This is a genomic window from Buttiauxella cochleicola (assembly GCF_021283185.1).
GTDB lineage: Bacteria > Pseudomonadota > Gammaproteobacteria > Enterobacterales > Enterobacteriaceae > Buttiauxella > Buttiauxella massiliensis.
In genome coordinates this window covers 443214-460143 of the sequence record NZ_JAJSOS010000002.1, presented here as the reverse complement: position 1 = coordinate 460143, position 16930 = coordinate 443214, and the positions used below count along the sequence as shown (strand labels likewise).

19 protein-coding genes are annotated in these 16930 nt (G+C 50.1%); 4 read left to right on the top strand and 15 right to left on the bottom strand.

Annotation, left to right across the window (positions count from 1 at the left end):
* Positions 1 to 54: 54 nt before the first annotated feature.
* The 3 genes from tsr to LVQ76_RS05085 form a co-directional block, all read right to left on the bottom strand.
* Positions 55 to 1719 (bottom strand): methyl-accepting chemotaxis protein, encoded by a 1665-nt coding sequence (tsr, locus tag LVQ76_RS05095; protein WP_232921140.1) that lies wholly within the window; start codon positions 1717 to 1719, stop codon positions 55 to 57.
* An 86-nt stretch (positions 1720 to 1805) separates the two neighbouring features.
* Complete coding sequence (locus tag LVQ76_RS05090) at positions 1806 to 2393, bottom strand: PadR family transcriptional regulator (RefSeq protein WP_232921139.1); 588 nt, start codon at positions 2391 to 2393, stop codon at positions 1806 to 1808.
* Positions 2394 to 2403: 10 nt separating this feature from the next.
* The gene (locus LVQ76_RS05085; protein ID WP_232921138.1) at positions 2404 to 3165 is read right to left on the bottom strand and encodes a siderophore-interacting protein; all 762 of its coding nucleotides are present in this window, start codon (positions 3163 to 3165) and stop codon (positions 2404 to 2406) included.
* Between the two features lie 303 nt (positions 3166 to 3468).
* Here LVQ76_RS05085 and LVQ76_RS05080 point away from each other — a divergent pair, with 303 nt between their 5' ends.
* On the top strand, positions 3469 to 3684 hold the full coding sequence (locus LVQ76_RS05080) for an HP1242/YdcH family protein (RefSeq protein ID WP_064518993.1): 216 nt from the start codon (positions 3469 to 3471) through the stop codon (positions 3682 to 3684).
* 148 nt (positions 3685 to 3832) lie between these two features.
* Here LVQ76_RS05080 and yqfB read toward each other — a convergent pair whose 3' ends face one another.
* Together yqfB and LVQ76_RS05070 are read right to left on the bottom strand one after the other, a co-directional pair.
* Positions 3833 to 4147 (bottom strand): N(4)-acetylcytidine aminohydrolase, encoded by a 315-nt coding sequence (gene yqfB, locus LVQ76_RS05075; protein ID WP_232863697.1) that lies wholly within the window; start codon positions 4145 to 4147, stop codon positions 3833 to 3835.
* A gap of 67 nt (positions 4148 to 4214) precedes the next feature.
* Positions 4215 to 4388, bottom strand: coding sequence for a GhoT/OrtT family toxin (locus LVQ76_RS05070; RefSeq protein WP_151993548.1), 174 nt, complete (start codon positions 4386 to 4388; stop codon positions 4215 to 4217).
* Positions 4389 to 4554: 166 nt separating this feature from the next.
* Between LVQ76_RS05070 and LVQ76_RS05065 the strand changes: the two genes are divergently transcribed.
* The 3 genes from LVQ76_RS05065 (at position 4555) to LVQ76_RS05055 (ending at position 6398) form a co-directional block, all read left to right on the top strand.
* On the top strand, positions 4555 to 4743 hold the full coding sequence (locus LVQ76_RS05065; protein WP_232921137.1) for a YegP family protein: 189 nt from the start codon (positions 4555 to 4557) through the stop codon (positions 4741 to 4743).
* Between the two features lie 187 nt (positions 4744 to 4930).
* Positions 4931 to 5257, top strand: coding sequence for a DUF3302 domain-containing protein (locus LVQ76_RS05060; RefSeq protein WP_072009402.1), 327 nt, complete (start codon positions 4931 to 4933; stop codon positions 5255 to 5257).
* Positions 5258 to 5261: 4 nt separating this feature from the next.
* Positions 5262 to 6398: an HlyD family secretion protein gene (locus LVQ76_RS05055; protein WP_232863696.1), complete on the top strand. Its 1137-nt coding sequence runs from the start codon at positions 5262 to 5264 to the stop codon at positions 6396 to 6398.
* Positions 6399 to 6444: 46 nt separating this feature from the next.
* Here the strand turns inward: LVQ76_RS05055 and patD are convergent, their stop codons facing one another.
* From patD to catA, 10 genes are all read right to left on the bottom strand, one after another.
* On the bottom strand, positions 6445 to 7869 hold the full coding sequence (gene patD, locus LVQ76_RS05050) for an aminobutyraldehyde dehydrogenase (protein ID WP_232921136.1): 1425 nt from the start codon (positions 7867 to 7869) through the stop codon (positions 6445 to 6447).
* Between the two features lie 19 nt (positions 7870 to 7888).
* A complete protein-coding gene (locus LVQ76_RS05045; protein WP_232863694.1) occupies positions 7889 to 8695 on the bottom strand; it encodes an ABC transporter permease in 807 nt (268 codons plus the stop codon).
* Positions 8685 to 9623, bottom strand: a complete 939-nt coding sequence (locus tag LVQ76_RS05040; protein ID WP_370640065.1) for an ABC transporter permease — start codon at positions 9621 to 9623, stop codon at positions 8685 to 8687. Before LVQ76_RS05040 ends, LVQ76_RS05045 begins: the two co-directional genes overlap by 11 nt.
* 7 nt (positions 9624 to 9630) lie before the next feature.
* The gene (locus LVQ76_RS05035) at positions 9631 to 10656 is read right to left on the bottom strand and encodes an ABC transporter ATP-binding protein (protein ID WP_151993554.1); all 1026 of its coding nucleotides are present in this window, start codon (positions 10654 to 10656) and stop codon (positions 9631 to 9633) included.
* A 13-nt stretch (positions 10657 to 10669) separates the two neighbouring features.
* Entirely contained in the window at positions 10670 to 11815 is a 1146-nt protein-coding gene (gene ydcS / locus LVQ76_RS05030; protein ID WP_232903530.1) for a putative ABC transporter substrate-binding protein YdcS, read from the bottom strand.
* A gap of 338 nt (positions 11816 to 12153) precedes the next feature.
* Positions 12154 to 12927, bottom strand: a complete 774-nt coding sequence (gene benD / locus LVQ76_RS05025; protein WP_232903529.1) for a benzoate diol dehydrogenase BenD — start codon at positions 12925 to 12927, stop codon at positions 12154 to 12156.
* Positions 12928 to 12936: 9 nt separating this feature from the next.
* A complete protein-coding gene (gene benC, locus LVQ76_RS05020) occupies positions 12937 to 13965 on the bottom strand; it encodes a benzoate 1,2-dioxygenase electron transfer component BenC (protein WP_232921135.1) in 1029 nt (342 codons plus the stop codon).
* Between the two features lie 14 nt (positions 13966 to 13979).
* Positions 13980 to 14468 (bottom strand): benzoate 1,2-dioxygenase small subunit, encoded by a 489-nt coding sequence (gene benB, locus LVQ76_RS05015; RefSeq protein ID WP_232921134.1) that lies wholly within the window; start codon positions 14466 to 14468, stop codon positions 13980 to 13982.
* Positions 14465 to 15850 carry a Rieske 2Fe-2S domain-containing protein gene (locus LVQ76_RS05010; RefSeq protein WP_232921133.1) on the bottom strand — a complete coding sequence of 462 codons (1386 nt, stop codon included), beginning with the start codon at positions 15848 to 15850 and terminating at the stop codon, positions 14465 to 14467. Before LVQ76_RS05010 ends, benB begins: the two co-directional genes overlap by 4 nt.
* 88 nt (positions 15851 to 15938) lie before the next feature.
* Complete coding sequence (catA, locus tag LVQ76_RS05005) at positions 15939 to 16865, bottom strand: catechol 1,2-dioxygenase (RefSeq protein WP_232921132.1); 927 nt, start codon at positions 16863 to 16865, stop codon at positions 15939 to 15941.
* Between the last annotated feature and the right edge of the window lie 65 nt (positions 16866 to 16930).

The window sequence follows — 16930 nt, the reverse complement described above, 5'->3', positions numbered from 1 at the left end:
ATTGTGATAAATTGATGAAGGGTGGATACACTCATCCACCCTACGTCTAACAAATCAGAACGTTTCCCAATTCTCGTTTGAATCGCTCACCGGGGCTTTGCGATTTTGTACAGGAGTGAGAGTCAGCTTCGGCTCAACGCTACGGGGTTCTTTTTTGGTTTCCTGGCCAATACGGAACACGGCAACAGCCTGAGTCAGACGGCTTGCCTGATCTTCAAGAGCCGAAGCAGCAGCGGCAGATTCCTCAACCAATGCGGCGTTTTGCTGCGTTACACGGTCCATTTCAGAAACCGCCAGCCCGACCTGGTCGATACCACGGCTTTGCTCATCAGACGCCGAGGCAATCTCACCCATAATATCCGTCACACGCGTGACCGCATTGACGATTTCGCCCATGGTTTCACCAGCACTTTCAACCAGGGTTGAACCGGTATCTACTTTATTGACGGAATCTTCAATCAGCCCTTTAATCTCCTTCGCCGCCTGTGCACTACGCTGCGCCAGGTTACGCACTTCACCGGCAACAACCGCAAAACCACGTCCTTGTTCACCGGCACGTGCAGCTTCGACGGCGGCGTTCAGTGCCAGGATATTAGTCTGGAAAGCGATACCGTCAATCACGCTGGTGATGTCAGCAATTTTCTTCGAGCTACCGGCGATGTCATTCATGGTGCGCACCACGTTATCCACCACTTTGCCGCCCTTCTGCGCAGTTTCTGATGCGCTTAATGCCAGCTGGCTTGCCTGACGCGCATTTTCCGCATTCTGTTTCACGGTCGCGGTTAACTGTTCCATGCTGGCAGCAGTCTCTTCAAGCGAAGCCGCTTGTTGCTCAGTACGGGAAGAAAGGTCGTTATTACCGATAGAGATTTCGCTGGCACCGCTATAAATCGCATGTGCGCCGTTACGAACTTCGTTCACTGTGCTCACCAGCTCCGACTGCATATGACGCAGGCTTGCTGCCAGTTGGCCCATTTCGTTGGTCCCATGCACATCAATAGAATGCATCAGGTCACCGTCCGCAATATGGCGGATGTTATCAATCAAGCGATGCAGCGGTTCGATAAGGGTTTTCTTGATACCCAGCCAAACGGTAATAATCGCCGCAACAACCAGTGCCAGAATCACAGCGAGGATCCAGATGGCCTGCGAGTAAGACTGGTTATTGTCGTCTACCGCTTGTTGATACAGGCGGTCATTTTGTTGCAGGTAGGTGACGTACTGCTGTTCGAAGCCATCCTGATATTTCTGGGTTGGCTGGTCGAAGAATTCGTTGATTTTTCCTGCGCCAAGCAGTTGAATCAGCTCGGCCAACGCACCGTGGTAAATCACATAGTTGCGTTTGATTTCGTTGATAGACTCTTCGCTCTGACGCGGGTCGCGTGGCAGGGCTTCATATGCCGCCCACTCTTTTTCGGCCTGCTTTAACGACTGGCTGGCAATCAGCATCAGCTCATTTACCGTCGCACCGCTACCGATATTGTTGGTATCCATCATATGGCGGATACCGGCACGGTTTAGCGTGTTACGAGTCTGCAGTAACGCAACCCAGCTGCCGTTGAGTGTGGATTGCTGCTGGCGAATAGTTTGCAGTACGGTGAAGTTTTCTTTGTCGTTTTTCAGCGCGTTGAAGAACAACCCGCCAGACGTCATTTGTAAAATACCGAATAAACCCAGCACAAACAGAAGGCTGGTTACAACTTTTATGCGATTTAACATGCTAATTTGTTCTCATGGCAACAGAAGCATATAGTTTCGGCAGATTTGGGCGAATCTTTATGCTTCATTGTCGAGAACCGGCGAAATTAACTGCGTTCGATATCCTTCGCGGCCTGATCCAGGGTATCGATGATTTTATACAGCGTCTCTTTTGGCAAATCGCTCTGGCCAAGTTTGGTATTGAGCGCCATTTTGAAGTTATGGATGGCGCGCTGTATTTCAGGAAGCCGGCGGTTATCGCCTAATACTCCTAACGATTCAAGCTTCGAGATAAGATGGCCAAGGTGCTCATGTTGTTGAGCGAGTTCGGCATGTCCCTCTTCGGTTAGCATCCACGCTTTTTTGTTACTTTCGCTCTGCACGGCACTGATAAACCCCATCTCCTCAAGCAATGAGAGGTTCGGGTAAATAATCCCAGGGCTTGGCACATACTCGCCTTTTGCCGTGGCCTCGATGGATTTAATCAGCTCATACCCGTGGGCTGTATTGACTGAGAGGAAGTGCAGGATGAGCAGACGAATGTCGTTGGCATCAAACAAACGTTCACGGCGCATCCGAGCTTTGCCTTCCAATCCCCCGTGTTCGTGATGACCATGATGACCACCGTGTAAACCATGCTGTTCATGGCGTTCATGCTTTGCACAAAAACGATGATGAATATGTTGGGTTTTCATGTTCATTTCCTTATTTGTTATGCCAGTAAGCGACAGCGCGAACGTAATCGGCGTCCAGACCACGGCTTTCCAGCAGCTCATCGTTCAGTTGTTTCACATCGTGCCCTTCGCCGGTAATCCAGACGAAATAGTCAGTCTCCGGGAATTCAATGGAACGGACGTTGCTTGCGATGGATTCGGTATCAAGCCACTCAACGCGTGCATGTTCAAAATCGCTGAGATATTCGTGAGTTTGCGTATGGTGACTATTGACCAGCACGACAGGTGAAATGTGTTCGGGTAAGGAGAGCAAGCGGCGACGGACTGCGGGTAAACCACTTTCATCACAAATATAGAGTTGGAATGCGTAATCGGTTGGGATAACGAGAGAACCTCTTGGCCCGCCGATAAGCAATGTATCGCCCACTGCGGCCTTATCAGCCCACATGCTTGCCACACCGCCGTCGTGAATATAGAAATCGAGCGTCAATTCGTTATGTACGGCATCAAAAGTCAAAGGCGTGTAATCGCGAGAAATGGGACGCAGCCCTTCGCCCCAGACAATGCCGTCGTCGGTAACTGATGGGCGCGCAAAGTCGCCGTTTTCAGGTGGGAAGAAGACTTTTACATGGTCATCAAACCCCTGTGAAGAAAAGCCAACCAGTTCAGGACTGGTAAAAACAATACGGTGGAAGCAGCCGGCGACCGTTTGTTTGCTTTTAACGGTTAATTCACGGAATTTGAGCTCGTTTTTTACGCGCTTAGGAAGTTTAGGTTTGGTTTGTGTGGTCATCGGTTTCTCATTATTCATTGTGTAAGATATATCATAGATATGTTTTAGCACATGAATATGAGATTGTCGTTATCAATTTTTGCGATTATACAAGTCGCATTCCGCTGAAAATTTAATCAATTTAACTAACTCGTCTCACGGGTCGCAAATTGACAAACCCTTACCAAGCGGCGCTTTCAATTTGCTTTAAGTGGTGCATACACTGGGGCTGGCAGCGACTGCCAGCAAATTCCATTCACCCACCCTCTACCCAAATAATTCGCCATTGAAGCATGACGGGTAGAACAGTCCAGGAGGTTCGCAATGTTTCCTGAGTACCGTGAATTGATCAACGAACTAAAATCCGCTAACCCACGTTTCCTCAGCTTGTTTGACAAGCACAATCAACTCGACGATGAGATTTTACGCCAGGGGGGACCAAAAGGGACGGGATACAACGAAAAGGTCGTGCAGATGAAAAAAGAGAAGCTGCGGCTAAAAGATGAGTTGTATCAGATGTTGAAGAAAGCCAGTCATTAGGTTCGTTGTCAGGAAGGGGGCGCTCCCCCTTCCTTTATACCCGTCATACTTCAAGTTGCATGTGCGTTGGCTTTCCTCGCTCACCCCAGTCACTTACTCAAGTAAGCTCCTGGGGACTCACTGCGTCGCCGCCTTCCTGCAAATCGAATTATTTAGGGTATACCAAGCTAAATACAATCGCGTAAAGCTCATTCAGACCCGGATAAATTTCAGCAATCACTTCCTTGAGCTCTGGCAGCGTCATGTTTTCCTGCCGTGCATGCTCATCGGTCAGTTGGTCAAGAGCCACTGGCGTCACGCTGACCACTTCAATAGTGCAAAAATAAACGTCATCTTCATAACGCCCGACGCGCAGTTGTTGGCCTGCGCTAAAGTGCGATTCAGAGGCATCACGCAATGTAATTGTTTTGCGCCCGGCGACAATATCGCTCTCGAAACGCTGGAAAAAAGTTATGTCATTCATGGAATACCTGGTTAGCTAACCCAAAATCATTCGAGTTGTAGTGATTCGGCTTGAATTATGACGGCTTTTAGAACAAAGAAAACATTAAAGCCACTGGAAAGCTCATTGGCCAGGTCGCACCCACCAGCACAGAGCTTAATAGTTTAATTCGTTTGGTATCATGAGCCAAAAACCAGGTAACAGAAGCAGTGATTAACGACATTACAGCGTAAAAAACCAACATATCTTGATAAAGAGTCATTTTTATAATGGGTAGTTTGAAAAATTTCCCGCAAAATATGCTCTTTTTTATGACTCAGATCAAGTTTTTGCTCCCATCAAACTCCCCTGACCGTCTCGCTTGTTGATTGCACTATATTTAAGTTATCCCACAGGCATTGGGCCTTGGGTAACTGCGGAGATTTTCTATGGGACACTATGTTTTAAAGAAATCAACGAAAGCGACAGCGGAGCCATTTTATTTCGTGCTGAAAGCGTCAAACGGGCAAGTTATTGCACAAAGCGAAATGTACTCATCGAAAGCGGCGGCCCAAAAAGGGATTGAATCCGTTCAAAAAAATGCCTCGTCGACGGATGTGCGCGATGAAACTGAGTAATTAACAAAAGAAAAAGGATGACGCCAGTTTCCATTATTACGATTTTTTCAGGAAAGAAAATGCCGGCGTTATCCTCGTCATTAGGGTGGTAATTAATTATTCCGGGCGAAATTTTACTGATTCATAAACCCTGAGTTAGATAACGACTATCTTTAATAAAAACGGCGGTTTCTCAATCGAGGTCACTATGTTCCTCAACTATTTCGCGCTGGGTGTTCTGATCGTTGTCTTTCTCATTATTTTTTATGGGATTATTATTCTTCACGACATTCCCTACCTGATAGCCAAAGCCCGCAACCACCCTCACGCCGATGCGATTCACGTCGCCGGCTGGGTAAGTTTATTTACTCTGCATGTTATATGGCCATTCTTATGGATTTGGGCAACGCTCTACCGCCCTGAACGCGGATGGGGCATGCAACAAAATGCCGACGCAACACTGGCTTCGTTACAGCAACGCGTAAGCGAACTGGAACAGAAACTGGATAACAACAAAATAACTCCATCGGAGTAATATCATGGATCTGCTCATTATCCTGACGTATGTTGCTTTTGCGTGGGCCGTATTTAAGATTTTTAAAATACCGGTAAATAAATGGACAGTGCCAACAGCTGCCTTAGGCGGGGTGTTTTTAATTGGTGCGCTTATTTTATTAATGAACTACAACCACCCTTATACTTATCTCGCACAAAAAGCGGTTATTTCTATTCCACTTACTCCACAGGTAACGGGAATTGTCAGTGAAGTCACCGATAAACAAAATATGATGATTAAAAAAGGGGAAGTCCTTTTTAAAATAGACCCTACGCGCTATCAAGCTCGTGTCGACAGGTTGCAAGCTGATTTAATGACGGAAATTCACAGCACAGAGTCACTCAAATCTCAACTTGATGCTGCTGTGGCCAACACGACCCGCGTCACCGCCGAACGCGACAGACTGTATAAAGACTACCAACGTTATCTTCAGGGCAGCAAAGCCCGTGTGAATCCCTTCTCTGAAAGTGATATTGATAACGCGCGGCAAAACTACCTCGCACAAGATGCGCTGGTAAAAGGCTCAGTTGCTGAACAGTCACAGATCAGAAGCCAGTTAGACAGCATGGTGAACGGCGAACAATCACAGATTGTCAGCCTGCGCGCCCAGCTTGCCGAAGCCAAATATAATCTTAACCAAACCGTTATTCGTGCCCCCAGCGATGGTTATGTCACGCAAGTTCTGATTCGTCCGGGAACCTATGCAGCCGCACTTCCGTTACGTCCGGTGATGGTGTTTATCCCGCAACAAAAACGCCAGATTATTGCCCAATTCAGACAAAACTCTTTGTTACGCTTAGAAGCTGGTGACGAAGCCGAAGTGGTGTTCAATGCGCTACCGGGGCAGGTTTTTCAGGGTAAACTGACAACGGTTCTGCCTGTTGTTCCAGGCGGTTCTTATCAGGCTCAAGGTACGTTGCAATCTCTAACGCTAACCCCCGGAAGTGACGGCGTATTAGCGGTGATTGAGCTCGCACCAAATGCGCAAGTGGATGCCTTACCCGATGGGATCTTTGCACAAGTTGCCGTCTATTCCGACCACTTTACCCATGTATCGGTGATGCGTAAGGTTTTATTGCGGATGACCAGTTGGATGCACTATTTGTATCTGGATCATTAAGTTGTAAAAAATAATCACCACCTCTCCCGGAGGTGGTGAGATAACGCTAGTGCTTAATCATCACGTGGCGAATAACGGTGTAATCCTCAAGCCCGAATAACGACATATCCTTGCCGTAACCTGAGAGTTTTTGCCCACCGTGCGGCATTTCGCTTACCAGCATGAAATGAGTGTTCACCCATGTACAGCCGTACTGCAAACGAGCACTCAGGCGATGTGCGCGACCGACATCTTTTGTCCAGACTGATGAAGCCAATCCATAACTTGAGTCGTTAGCCCAACCCAGAACCTGCTCCTCATCATCAAAGGTCGTGATACTGACCACCGGGCCGAACACCTCTTTTTGCACGATGTCATCTTCCTGCTTCGCACCGGCAAGCAGAGTTGGCTGGAAGTAATATCCCGGCCCTTCTACTTTCGAGCCCCCCGTCACCACTTTAACGTGCGCCAGCGCTTTGGCGGCATTCACCGCAAGGCTTACGCGCTCAAGGTGAGCGGCGGAACTTAGTGGCCCGAGCTCGGTGGTTTCATCGTCTGGCGCACCATATTTCAGGCTGCTGACCGCTTCCCCCAGTTTTTCCACCAGTTTGTCGTAAATACCCTTCTGGGCGTAAATTCGGCACGCGGCAGTACAGTCTTGCCCGGCGTTGTAATAGCCGAATGTGCGTACACCTTCGACGACGGCATCTAAATCCGCATCATCAAAGACAATCACCGGCGCTTTGCCGCCCAGTTCCATATGGGTGCGCTTAATCGAAGGGGCAGTATGGCTGATGATGTGTTCGCCTGTGGCAATCGAGCCGGTTAAGGAGACCATGCGTACTTTCGGGTGACCGGTCAGCACATCACCCACCGTTTGCCCACGTCCGAACAATACGTTCAATACGCCAGCCGGGAAAATATCTTTTGCCAATTCAGCGAGTTTGAAAGCAGTAAGCGGTGTGATTTCGGAAGGCTTGATCACTACACAGTTACCCGCGGCGAGTGCCGGGCCGAGTTTCCAGGCCGCCATCATCAACGGATAGTTCCAGGGTGCAATAGATGCCACCACGCCCACAGGGTCACGGCGAATCATCGAGGTATGGCCACTGAGATACTCCCCCGCCGCCAAACCATTCAAACAGCGGCTTGCGCCCGCAAAGAAACGGAATACATCCACCACAGCCTGGATCTCATCATTCAACACACAATGATAGGGTTTGCCGCAGTTTTGCGATTCCAGGCGGGCAAACACTTCCGCGTTTTGCTCGATAACATCTGCCAGTTTTAGTAGATGTTCCGAACGCTCTTTTGGCGTGGTTTGCCCCCAGGTAGCAAAAGCAATATCTGCGGCATTCACCGCATCATTCACCTGCTCCGTGGTGGCTTCTGCAATCTCAAGCAGCACTTCCCCAGTCGCCGGATTATAGACCGGCAATTTTTCCCCAAGGCCTTGCACTAACTGGCCGTTTATTAATAGCTGGCTTTGCATAGTGATACCCTTTTCAACATTATTTACCGCTGCCCGCGACTTCATCTCCACCACGGCTCAGCCAGTACGCCCCTAAAATCGGAATGGTTGTCATCAACATCACCATTAGCGCCACCACATTCGTGACCGGAACTTCGCGCGGACGCCCTAATTGGTTGAGCAGCCACAGCGGCAATGTGCGTTCATGTCCGGCGGTAAAGGTAGTGACGATAATTTCATCAAACGACAGCGCAAACGCCAACATGCCTCCGGCGAGTAATGCAGACCCCAAATTAGGCAAAATGACATAGCGGAAGGTCTGCCAGCCGTCGGCACCAAGATCCATCGACGCCTCAATCAAACTGTAAGAGGTACGACGAAAACGAGCGATGACGTTGTTAAACACAATAACGACGCAAAACGTCGCGTGCCCAACCACGATGGTGAAAAAGCCCGGTTCAAAATTCATCATCTTGAAGGCGGTTAACAGCGCAAGGCCCGTGATAATTCCCGGCAAAGCAATCGGTAACAGCAACAATAACGAGATGGCATTTTTGCCGAAGAATTCACGCCGCCACAGTGCAGCGGCAGCCAGTGTGCCAAGGATCAAAGCAAGTATAGTTGCCAGTGCGGCAATTTTAAGTGACAACGTCACAGCATCAAGAATGTCACTGCGCGATGCCGCCACGCTGAACCAGTGCAACGTCAGTCCTTTTGGCGGGAAGCTAAATGCCGCCTCTTCGGTGTTAAACGCATAAAGAGCGATTATCACCAGCGGGAAATGCAGGAAGATAACCCCGCCCCAGGCGGCAATTTTTAACAGTAATGGTGCGCGTTCAGAGTGCATCGAAGGCCCCCAGTCGTTTCACCAGTGAAAGATAAATAGCGATTAATACAATCGGCACCAGGGTAAACGCAGCCGCCATTGGCATATTGCCTATCGCGCCTTGCTGGGAATAGACCATATTGCCGATGAAATACCCCGGCGGCCCCACCAACTGCGGCACAATAAAATCACCCAGCGTAAGCGAAAACGTAAACACTGAACCTGCGGCCACACCAGGAATTGCCAGCGGTAAAATCACATGGCGGAAGGTTTGCGACGGGCGTGCGCCTAAATCTGCCGATGCCTGTAATAATGACGGTGGCAAACGCTCAAGAGCGGCCTGAATCGGCAAAATCATGAACGGCAACCAGATGTAGAGGAACACCAGGAAGCGCCCAAAACCGGATGTGGATAGCGTATTACCGCCCACAGCTGGAATGGTCAGCATCAGGTTTAATAGCGGTTCCAGTCCCATATGGTTAAGGAACCATTGCGCTACGCCATCACGGGAAAGTAACAGCGTCCAGGCGTAAGCCTTAACAATGTAACTGGCCCACATTGGCAGCATCACGGCGATATAGAAAAACGCTTTCAACTTGCCGGTGGTGTAGCGCGCCATAAAGTACGCCATCGGGAATGCCAGCACGGCGCTTGCAAGCGTGACGGCAATCGCCATCGTCAGGGTGCGCAGAATAATGTCGTAGTTAGCCGGGTTAAACAGCGCCGCGATGTTGGCAAATGTCAGGTCCGGCGTGACCGACATGGTGAAATCATCGAAGGTGTAAAACCCCTGCCACAGTAGCGTGAGTAACGAACCAAGATAAATAACACCGAACCATAACAGCGGTGGCAGGAGCAGTAAGGCCAACCAGAATCCTGGACGCTGCCACAAAAATGTGGCAATGCGCCGCATCAGGCGGTTGTCAGGATGCGATGTGGGGAGGCTCATATCCATTTCATCCTTCCCCCAACAGCGGGACCATCGCCGCGCGAGGCCAGACTGCGGTGACCTGCTGGCCAATTTGATAGCGCTCTTCGCTGATAATCCGTTGCGGGTTCGCTTCACTGACCAGCAGTTTTTCGCCGTCGGCAAGGCGCAGTTCAAGGCGCGTTGCCGCCCCTTGATAGTGGATCTCCTGAATCATACCGCTAACGCTGATTCCACCGCTCTGGCCAGAATGATCGTTGAGCACAATATGCTCAGGGCGTAGAGAAAATAGCCCCTCCTCACCACACACTTTCCCCGCAAGGGCCGGTTGTAACACGTTTGATGTACCGACAAAACTGGCCACAAATGCGGTGCGCGGCTGCATATATAACTGGCGCGGCGTATCCACCTGCTCGATGCGCCCGTTATTGAACACCGCCACGCGGTCGGACATCGACAGCGCTTCGCTTTGGTCGTGGGTGACGAAAATAAAGGTGATGCCCAATTCACGCTGGAGTTTCTTCAGCTCGCCCTGCATCTGCTCACGCAGTTTAAGATCCAGTGCCCCCAGCGGCTCATCCAGTAACAACACTCGCGGACGATTCACTAACGCTCGAGCCAGCGCCACACGCTGACGTTGGCCACCGGAAAGCTGTGAGGGTTTACGGGCGTGAACAAAGCCAAGCGCCACGCGTTCCAGTGCTTCCTGTGCTTTGGCAAGACGCGTCTTTTTATCTACACCTTTCACCATCAGTCCATAAGCGACGTTTTCCAGCACCGTCATATGGGGGAATAAGGCGTAATCCTGGAAAACGGTGTTCACATCGCGTTGATAAGGCGGCACGTCTTGTGCTGGTTTGCCAAAAATAGCTATCTCGCCGGAAGTCACCTGTTCAAAACCGGCAATCAGCCTTAAACAGGTGGTCTTGCCCGAGCCGGAAGGCCCGAGCATCGAGAAAAACTCCCCGTCATCGATATCAATTGAAACGTTATCTACGGCGCGAACATCACCATAAAGGCGCGAGACGTTTCTGAACTGCACTGCGTACGACATAACTCCTCCAGGCTTAGCGGCCACCCATAATGGCGATGTAATCCTGGGTCCAGCGACTGTACGGCACGAATTTACCGCCTTCGGCGACCGGAGTTTTCCAGAACACAATCTTATCGAAGTAGTTGTAGCCGTTGGTTTCACAGCCTTTGTCACCCAGAAGCGTACTGGCTTTACAGCCTTCCGCTACCGCAGGCAGTGAACCGAACCAGGCCGCCACATCACCCTGGACTTTCGCTTTTAGCGAGTGATCCATCCATTTGTAGGCGCAGTTCATGTGTTTCGCATCAGCATGCAGCATGGTGGTATCCGCCCATCCGGTGACGCCCTCTTTAGGGAAAACGGTAGCAATTGGCTGGCCTTCGCCTTTCAGGGCGTTAGCCTGATACGGCCAGGCGCTGGAAGCGACCACACCTTCGTTTTTGAAGTCACTCATCTGCACGGTGGTGTCATGCCAGTAGCGGTGAATCAAACCATGTTGGTCACGCAGCACTTTTAACACTGCGGCATATTGTTCTTCGGTGAGCTGGTACGGGTCGGTAATGCCCAGTTGTGGCTGTGTGGCTTTCACGAATAGTGCTGCATCGGCGATGTAAATTGGCCCGTCGTAAGCCTGCACGCGGCCCTGGTTGGTTTTGCCATCCGGTAGATTTTGTTGTACGAACACAACACTCCAGCTGTCAGGCGGTGTCGGGAAGGTTTTAGTGTTGTACATCAGCAGGTTTGGACCCCACTGATACGGCGTGCCGTAAACTTTATCGCCCACGTTAAACCACGATCCTTTCACCAGACGTGGATCGACGTTTTTCCAGTTTGGGATCAGCGCCGTGTTAATCGGCTGCACGCGTTTACCCATAATCAGACGCAGCGAAGCATCGCCCGAGGCGGTGACGAGGTCATAACCGCCCTTCGCCATTAAACTGACCATTTCGTCAGACGTCGCGGCGGTTTTCACGTTCACCTTACAACCGGTCTCTTTTTCAAAGTCGGTGACCCAGTTGTACGCTTTGTCAGTATCACCTCGTTCGATATAACCCGGCCAGGCGATGATATCGAGCTGCCCTTCACCGGCACCTATTTTGTCTGGAAGCCCCGCCGCCTGTGCAGAAAGCACGGTCAAACAGAGGGTGGAAAGAGACCATATAGCCTGTTTTGTACGCATTGCTGCTACTCCTGTCTGAAAGATGAAGGCGGCACGCTCAAACAATCAGTGCCGAAGTCCAAAAAAATCCCCGTACAAAAACAATAGTCTGCGTAAATATGGCAAGCACAGGGCGGCAAGGAAATTTCACCAGGATGTGATAGACAGCGCAGTAAAGCGCGTACCTGAAATATTTCCCACGGTAAGATAACTGGATGATTTTTAGAGTGTAGATAAGGTGTAAGCGAGGCGGCTAATCTGCGCTATCGATTTTCGCAATTATTGAAATTTCATATGGATGGCGGTGAAAGTGAGGCGTCCGTCTGGGGCCGGATAACCGGCCTCTTTTCTTTTTATCGCTAACCTAAATCACCACCGCCGACTGGCAAGATAGTTCCCGTGATATAGCTTGCCTCGTCACTTGCCAGAAATAAAATCGCATTAGCCTGCTCAGTAAGCGAGCTATAACGATGCATCAGACTGCTCTCTTTGGTTTGGTCTACTACCTGCTGATACCATTCTTGCTCCTGTGGACTTGGCTGCTCCTGGTTACGAGGAGTCAGGCGTGCAGGCGCCTCTGTTCCGCCCGGTGCCGTGGCATTAATACGGATGCCGCTTCCGGTATATTCCATCGCCAACGATTGTGTTAACGCATTTACCCCACCTTTGGCGGCGGAATATGGCACGCGGTTAACCCCACGGGTTGCCACAGAAGAAACATTCACAATCGCACCGCGTTGTTGGGTGAGCATGTAAGGTAAGACGGCGCGACATCCCCACAGCGTAGGAAATAACGAGCGTCGGATTTCAGCTTCAATTTGCTCTGCCTGATATTCAGCAAAAGGACGAGCCCAAATAGTCCCGCCAACATTATTAACCAGCACGTCAATCACGCCGAAGTGCTGATGCGCCTCACTCATCGCCTTTTCAGTGCTTTGCCACTGTTCAAGGTCGGCCTCAATGGCCAGCACTTCGCTACCTTGCTGACGCAAATTTTGCGCAAGTTCGTGAACGTAGCGAGCGCGGTCAATCAAAGCCAGTCGCGCGCCCTCCTTAGCGGCTTGTTCAGCAACCTGGCGACCAATGCCCTGGGCCGCCCCGGTAATCACCATTACTTTGTTATGAAATCGCATTATGGCTCCTTAGGCTGCCGCGCTGTCCGTTGCATTCTGGCTGGGAGTGAATTTTTCGTAATGAAAATTCGCCGGGGTTATTTGGCGCTCGCGGAAACTGCGTAAAACTGCATCAACCATCGGTGGTGGCCCGCACAGATACACATCCACCTCACCCTGGTTAAGCAACTCTTCACTGAAGTGATCGGTGACATAGCCTTTTTGTGGGCAGGCGGAAGCTTCATCGGTGACTACCGGCAGCCAGGTCAAATTTGGCAAGCGAGCCGCCAGTTCGTTAAGTACCTCAACCATCACTAGATCGGTATCTTTCGTCACACCATAAAGCAGCGTAATCGGCTGTTCGGCGGGAGTTTTCGCCAACTGCCTGAGCATGGCGAGAAACGGTGCCAGTCCCGTACCACCGGCCAACATCAAAATCGGGCGTAACGCCGGGCGCAGATAAAAACTACCCATTGGGCCTGTGAGCGTTAATACATCCCCTGCTTTCGCGTGCTGCGCAAGCCAGGTGCTCATCATGCCACCAGGAACATTGCGAATCAGAAAGCTTGCCTGCGAATCACCAGGTAGCGAACTAAACGAATAGGCGCGTACCTGTGTCCCACCAGGGATCTGGATATTGACGTACTGCCCTGGCAGGAAATCGATGCCCTTATTCAGGCCGATGACCAATTCTATAGCGCTGGACGTCAGTGCTTCACTGCGTATTACCGTCCCCTCAAAACTACCGATGCCAGTTTTGCAGGCCGCCGCGGGTACTGGCACATCAATCACACAATCAGAGTCGGGCACCATCTGGCAAGTTAGTACCAGGCGTTGTTGTGCTTCATCTTCGGAGAGCGCGTCCTCCAGAAAATCTTCACCGAGGTTGTACTCTCCGCTCGCACAGTGGCACTTACAGGTGCCGCATACGCCATCAGAGCAATCCATCGGTAAATTCACTTTCTGGCGATAGGCCGCATCCAGCACCTTTTCACCCACATTGCAGGAAATAAAACGTGTGACCCCATCTTCAAAGTTGAGGGCGATGTTAAAGCTCATGGCATTACCTCTTCTCAGACGTGATAGATGTCGATCACTTGACGGATGTAATCGTTATTCAGATGAATAGTTTTGCGGGTGATTTGCGGTCGGCTTTCGCTCAAATCCAGGGTGCAGTATGTGGTGCCAAAGAAAGAACCACTCTGCTGATAGCGATGGCTATGTGTCACCCAGTTGTAACGCACATCGATGCTGTTACCGCTTTGGCCGACAATGGCGATATTTGACAGCATATGCGTCGTCCGTGGCTCGGGCGTACTGGCTCCGGAACGCTCCGTTTTAATGCGATATACACGGTCTTCCAGACCCTGGCGGTTTGGGTAAAAAATCAGTGAAATTTGGCTATAAGGATCGGTGGTGAGTTGATCGTCATCACCCCAGGCTGGCATCCAGTACACCACTTTCGGGCTGTAGCAACTGATCCATTCATCCCATTGACGATCGTCTAACAGACTCGCTTCATAATAGAGAAACTGGCTGATAGCGTTGATATCCAGACTCATGGCGTAACCTCCACACGTTGAGTAATGGAGGCATCGTAACTGCGCTGCTCTTTTTCAATCGCCGCCAGCATGGTTTGCTGCCAGTGATGGTGGTGCGCGATGTACAACGCTTCGTCTTCGGAACGTACGCCGCTCATTTGCGGCACAAAGCCTGCTTTTTGGGCATGTTCATCAGGCCCATAAACCCAATGCTGCGCTCCACGGCTCAGGTCGCTCCATTCAAGATTTTGCCCGAGATATCCATTCTGGCAGGCGCGGAACTCTTCCAAATCATCCGGCGTGCCCATACCGCTGACATTAAAGAAATCTTCGTACTGGCGAATGCGCGTGGCTCGTGTTTCAGCGGCTTCCCCTTTAGGCGCGAAGCAATAGATGGTGACTTCGGTTTTATCCACCGCCAGAGGGCGGATTACACGGATTTGCGTGGAGAACTGATCCATCAGATAAACATTGGGGTACAGGCATAAATTGCGCGTTTCATTCACCATTTGATCGGCTCGCAGCTCACCAAACTGGGTAGTCAAACGTTCACGCTCGGCAAATACCGGGCGTACCTGCGGGTTAAGTGCTCGCGTCCAGAGCAGCATGTGTCCGTGTTCAAAACCGTAGCCACCGCCAATGCTTTTCGACCAGCCATTGGCATCCACCGCCTGAGTCCCCTCTTCTTCATAATTACGGCGCGACATGGTTGAGGCGTAATTCCAGTGGACGACACTGACGTGATAACCATCGGCCCCATTCTCAGCACCCAGTTTCCAGTTACCCTCGTAAATGTAACTCGATGCACCTTGCAGAACTTCGAGCCCATCAGGTGCCTGATCCACTATCAGATCGATGATTTTTAGAGTTTCACCGAGATAATCATTAAGCGGCATAACATCTTCTGAAAGGCTGCCAAACAGGAACCCGCGATATGACTCAAAGCGCGGTAACTTTTTGAGATCGTGGGAACCATGTTGCTTAAAGTTTTCTGGGTAGCCACCCACACTCTCGTCTTTGGCTTTTAGTAATTTACCGTTATTGCTAAACGTCCAACCGTGGAATGGGCAGGTGAACGAGCTTTTATTACCCGCTTTACGGCGGCATAACATGGCACCACGATGAGCACAGCTATTAATTAAACCATGCAATTCATTCTTTTTATCACGTGTAATAATTATTGGCTGCCTACCAAGGGTCAACGTGAAATAATCACCTGACTCAGGAATTTGGCTTTCGTGGGCCAGATAGACCCAACCTCCTTCAAATATATGTTTCATTTCGAGTTCAAATAGCTGCTCGTCAATAAAGATATTTCTGTTGTAGCGGTAAATGTCATTTTCACGATCAACAATTAGCGCGTTACTGATTTTCTTTTTTAATAAATCCAGTTTATTTTGCATGGCTTAATCTCCCGTTGGGGATCTTTTATTTCGCGATGTAATGTGTGGCCAGAGGTGAAAGCGGTGCCAGCTTGTGCTGGCACTCTTATTATTCTTTGGCGCGCAGGCGAGCGATACGGGACTCTTCTTCTGGTGAATGAGAAACGCAAAGCGTGAAGTCAAAATTCACTTCGGTGTGCGGGCCATTTAAGCCACGCGTTTTAATAGTCTGCTTATCGGTCACTTCTACCGGGTCGGCAATTAATCCGTCACGAGTTGCAAAGGCAAAATCATCCCACAGATATTTGTCACCACTGAGATTGATCTGGCTGGTGAGATGTTTATGGCCCGGCGCGGAAACAAAGAAATGAATATGTGCTGGGCGATTTCCGTGACGGCCTAAACCATTCAATAGGTGCTGTGTCGGACCGTTCGGTGGGCAACCGTAGCCTGATGGCACAATACTTTGCACGCTGTAACGCCCATCACTACCAGTTTTAATGCGGCGGCGCAGGTTGTATTCGCTCTGACTTGAGTCGAAGAAGGAGTAGTTACCCAGCGTATTGGCGTGCCAGATATCAACAACAGCATTTGCCACCGGGTTGCCTTTCGTGTCACGCACAGTTCCGAACAGCCACATGGTTTTACCATTGTCCTTCCCGTCATCCATGCGATCATGGCCCTGAGAAAGTGGCGCGTTAGCAACATACAGGGGGCCTTCAATAGTACGTGGGGTGCCGGTTTCAATCTCGGCTGCTGCATCCAGAGCATCCTGGCGTAAATCCAGGTAGTGCTCAATGCCAAGGCCAGCGGCTAATAATGCTGCCTCTTTGCTGCCACCCAACTCGTGCAGGTAATTAACTGCGTGCCAGAACTCTTCTTCGGTAACATTAAAATCATCAATCAATGCACAAATATTTTCTAACATGCGATGAATAATATTCTTAAAACGCTCATCGCCCTCCGTACTATTTAAACCGGCACTCTCTCTTAATAATGCTTGTACTTCTGGTTGGTTAATGAAGTTCTTTGTCATAATGATTGTCTCATTGCTTATTTGTAGGGAGCCACGCACTGAAAAAGAGCATGGTTAAGATAGAT

Excerpts from the sequence above, each read along its gene's own strand:
- tsr (WP_232921140.1), bottom strand. The coding sequence starts at position 1,719 with ATGTTAAATCGCATAAAAGTTGTAACCAGCCTTCTGTTTGTGCTGGGT.
- LVQ76_RS05090 (WP_232921139.1), bottom strand. The coding sequence starts at position 2,393 with ATGAAAACCCAACATATTCATCATCGTTTTTGTGCAAAGCATGAACGC.
- LVQ76_RS05085 (WP_232921138.1), bottom strand. The coding sequence starts at position 3,165 with ATGACCACACAAACCAAACCTAAACTTCCTAAGCGCGTAAAAAACGAG.
- LVQ76_RS05080 (WP_064518993.1), top strand. The coding sequence starts at position 3,469 with ATGTTTCCTGAGTACCGTGAATTGATCAACGAACTAAAATCCGCTAAC.
- yqfB (WP_232863697.1), bottom strand. The coding sequence starts at position 4,147 with ATGAATGACATAACTTTTTTCCAGCGTTTCGAGAGCGATATTGTCGCC.
- LVQ76_RS05070 (WP_151993548.1), bottom strand. The coding sequence starts at position 4,388 with ATGACTCTTTATCAAGATATGTTGGTTTTTTACGCTGTAATGTCGTTA.
- LVQ76_RS05065 (WP_232921137.1), top strand. The coding sequence starts at position 4,555 with ATGGGACACTATGTTTTAAAGAAATCAACGAAAGCGACAGCGGAGCCA.
- LVQ76_RS05060 (WP_072009402.1), top strand. The coding sequence starts at position 4,931 with ATGTTCCTCAACTATTTCGCGCTGGGTGTTCTGATCGTTGTCTTTCTC.
- LVQ76_RS05055 (WP_232863696.1), top strand. The coding sequence starts at position 5,262 with ATGGATCTGCTCATTATCCTGACGTATGTTGCTTTTGCGTGGGCCGTA.
- patD (WP_232921136.1), bottom strand. The coding sequence starts at position 7,869 with ATGCAAAGCCAGCTATTAATAAACGGCCAGTTAGTGCAAGGCCTTGGG.
- LVQ76_RS05045 (WP_232863694.1), bottom strand. The coding sequence starts at position 8,695 with ATGCACTCTGAACGCGCACCATTACTGTTAAAAATTGCCGCCTGGGGC.
- LVQ76_RS05040 (WP_370640065.1), bottom strand. The coding sequence starts at position 9,623 with ATGAGCCTCCCCACATCGCATCCTGACAACCGCCTGATGCGGCGCATT.
- LVQ76_RS05035 (WP_151993554.1), bottom strand. The coding sequence starts at position 10,656 with ATGTCGTACGCAGTGCAGTTCAGAAACGTCTCGCGCCTTTATGGTGAT.
- ydcS (WP_232903530.1), bottom strand. The coding sequence starts at position 11,815 with ATGCGTACAAAACAGGCTATATGGTCTCTTTCCACCCTCTGTTTGACC.
- benD (WP_232903529.1), bottom strand. The coding sequence starts at position 12,927 with ATGCGATTTCATAACAAAGTAATGGTGATTACCGGGGCGGCCCAGGGC.
- benC (WP_232921135.1), bottom strand. The coding sequence starts at position 13,965 with ATGAGCTTTAACATCGCCCTCAACTTTGAAGATGGGGTCACACGTTTT.
- benB (WP_232921134.1), bottom strand. The coding sequence starts at position 14,468 with ATGAGTCTGGATATCAACGCTATCAGCCAGTTTCTCTATTATGAAGCG.
- LVQ76_RS05010 (WP_232921133.1), bottom strand. The coding sequence starts at position 15,850 with ATGCAAAATAAACTGGATTTATTAAAAAAGAAAATCAGTAACGCGCTA.
- catA (WP_232921132.1), bottom strand. The coding sequence starts at position 16,865 with ATGACAAAGAACTTCATTAACCAACCAGAAGTACAAGCATTATTAAGA.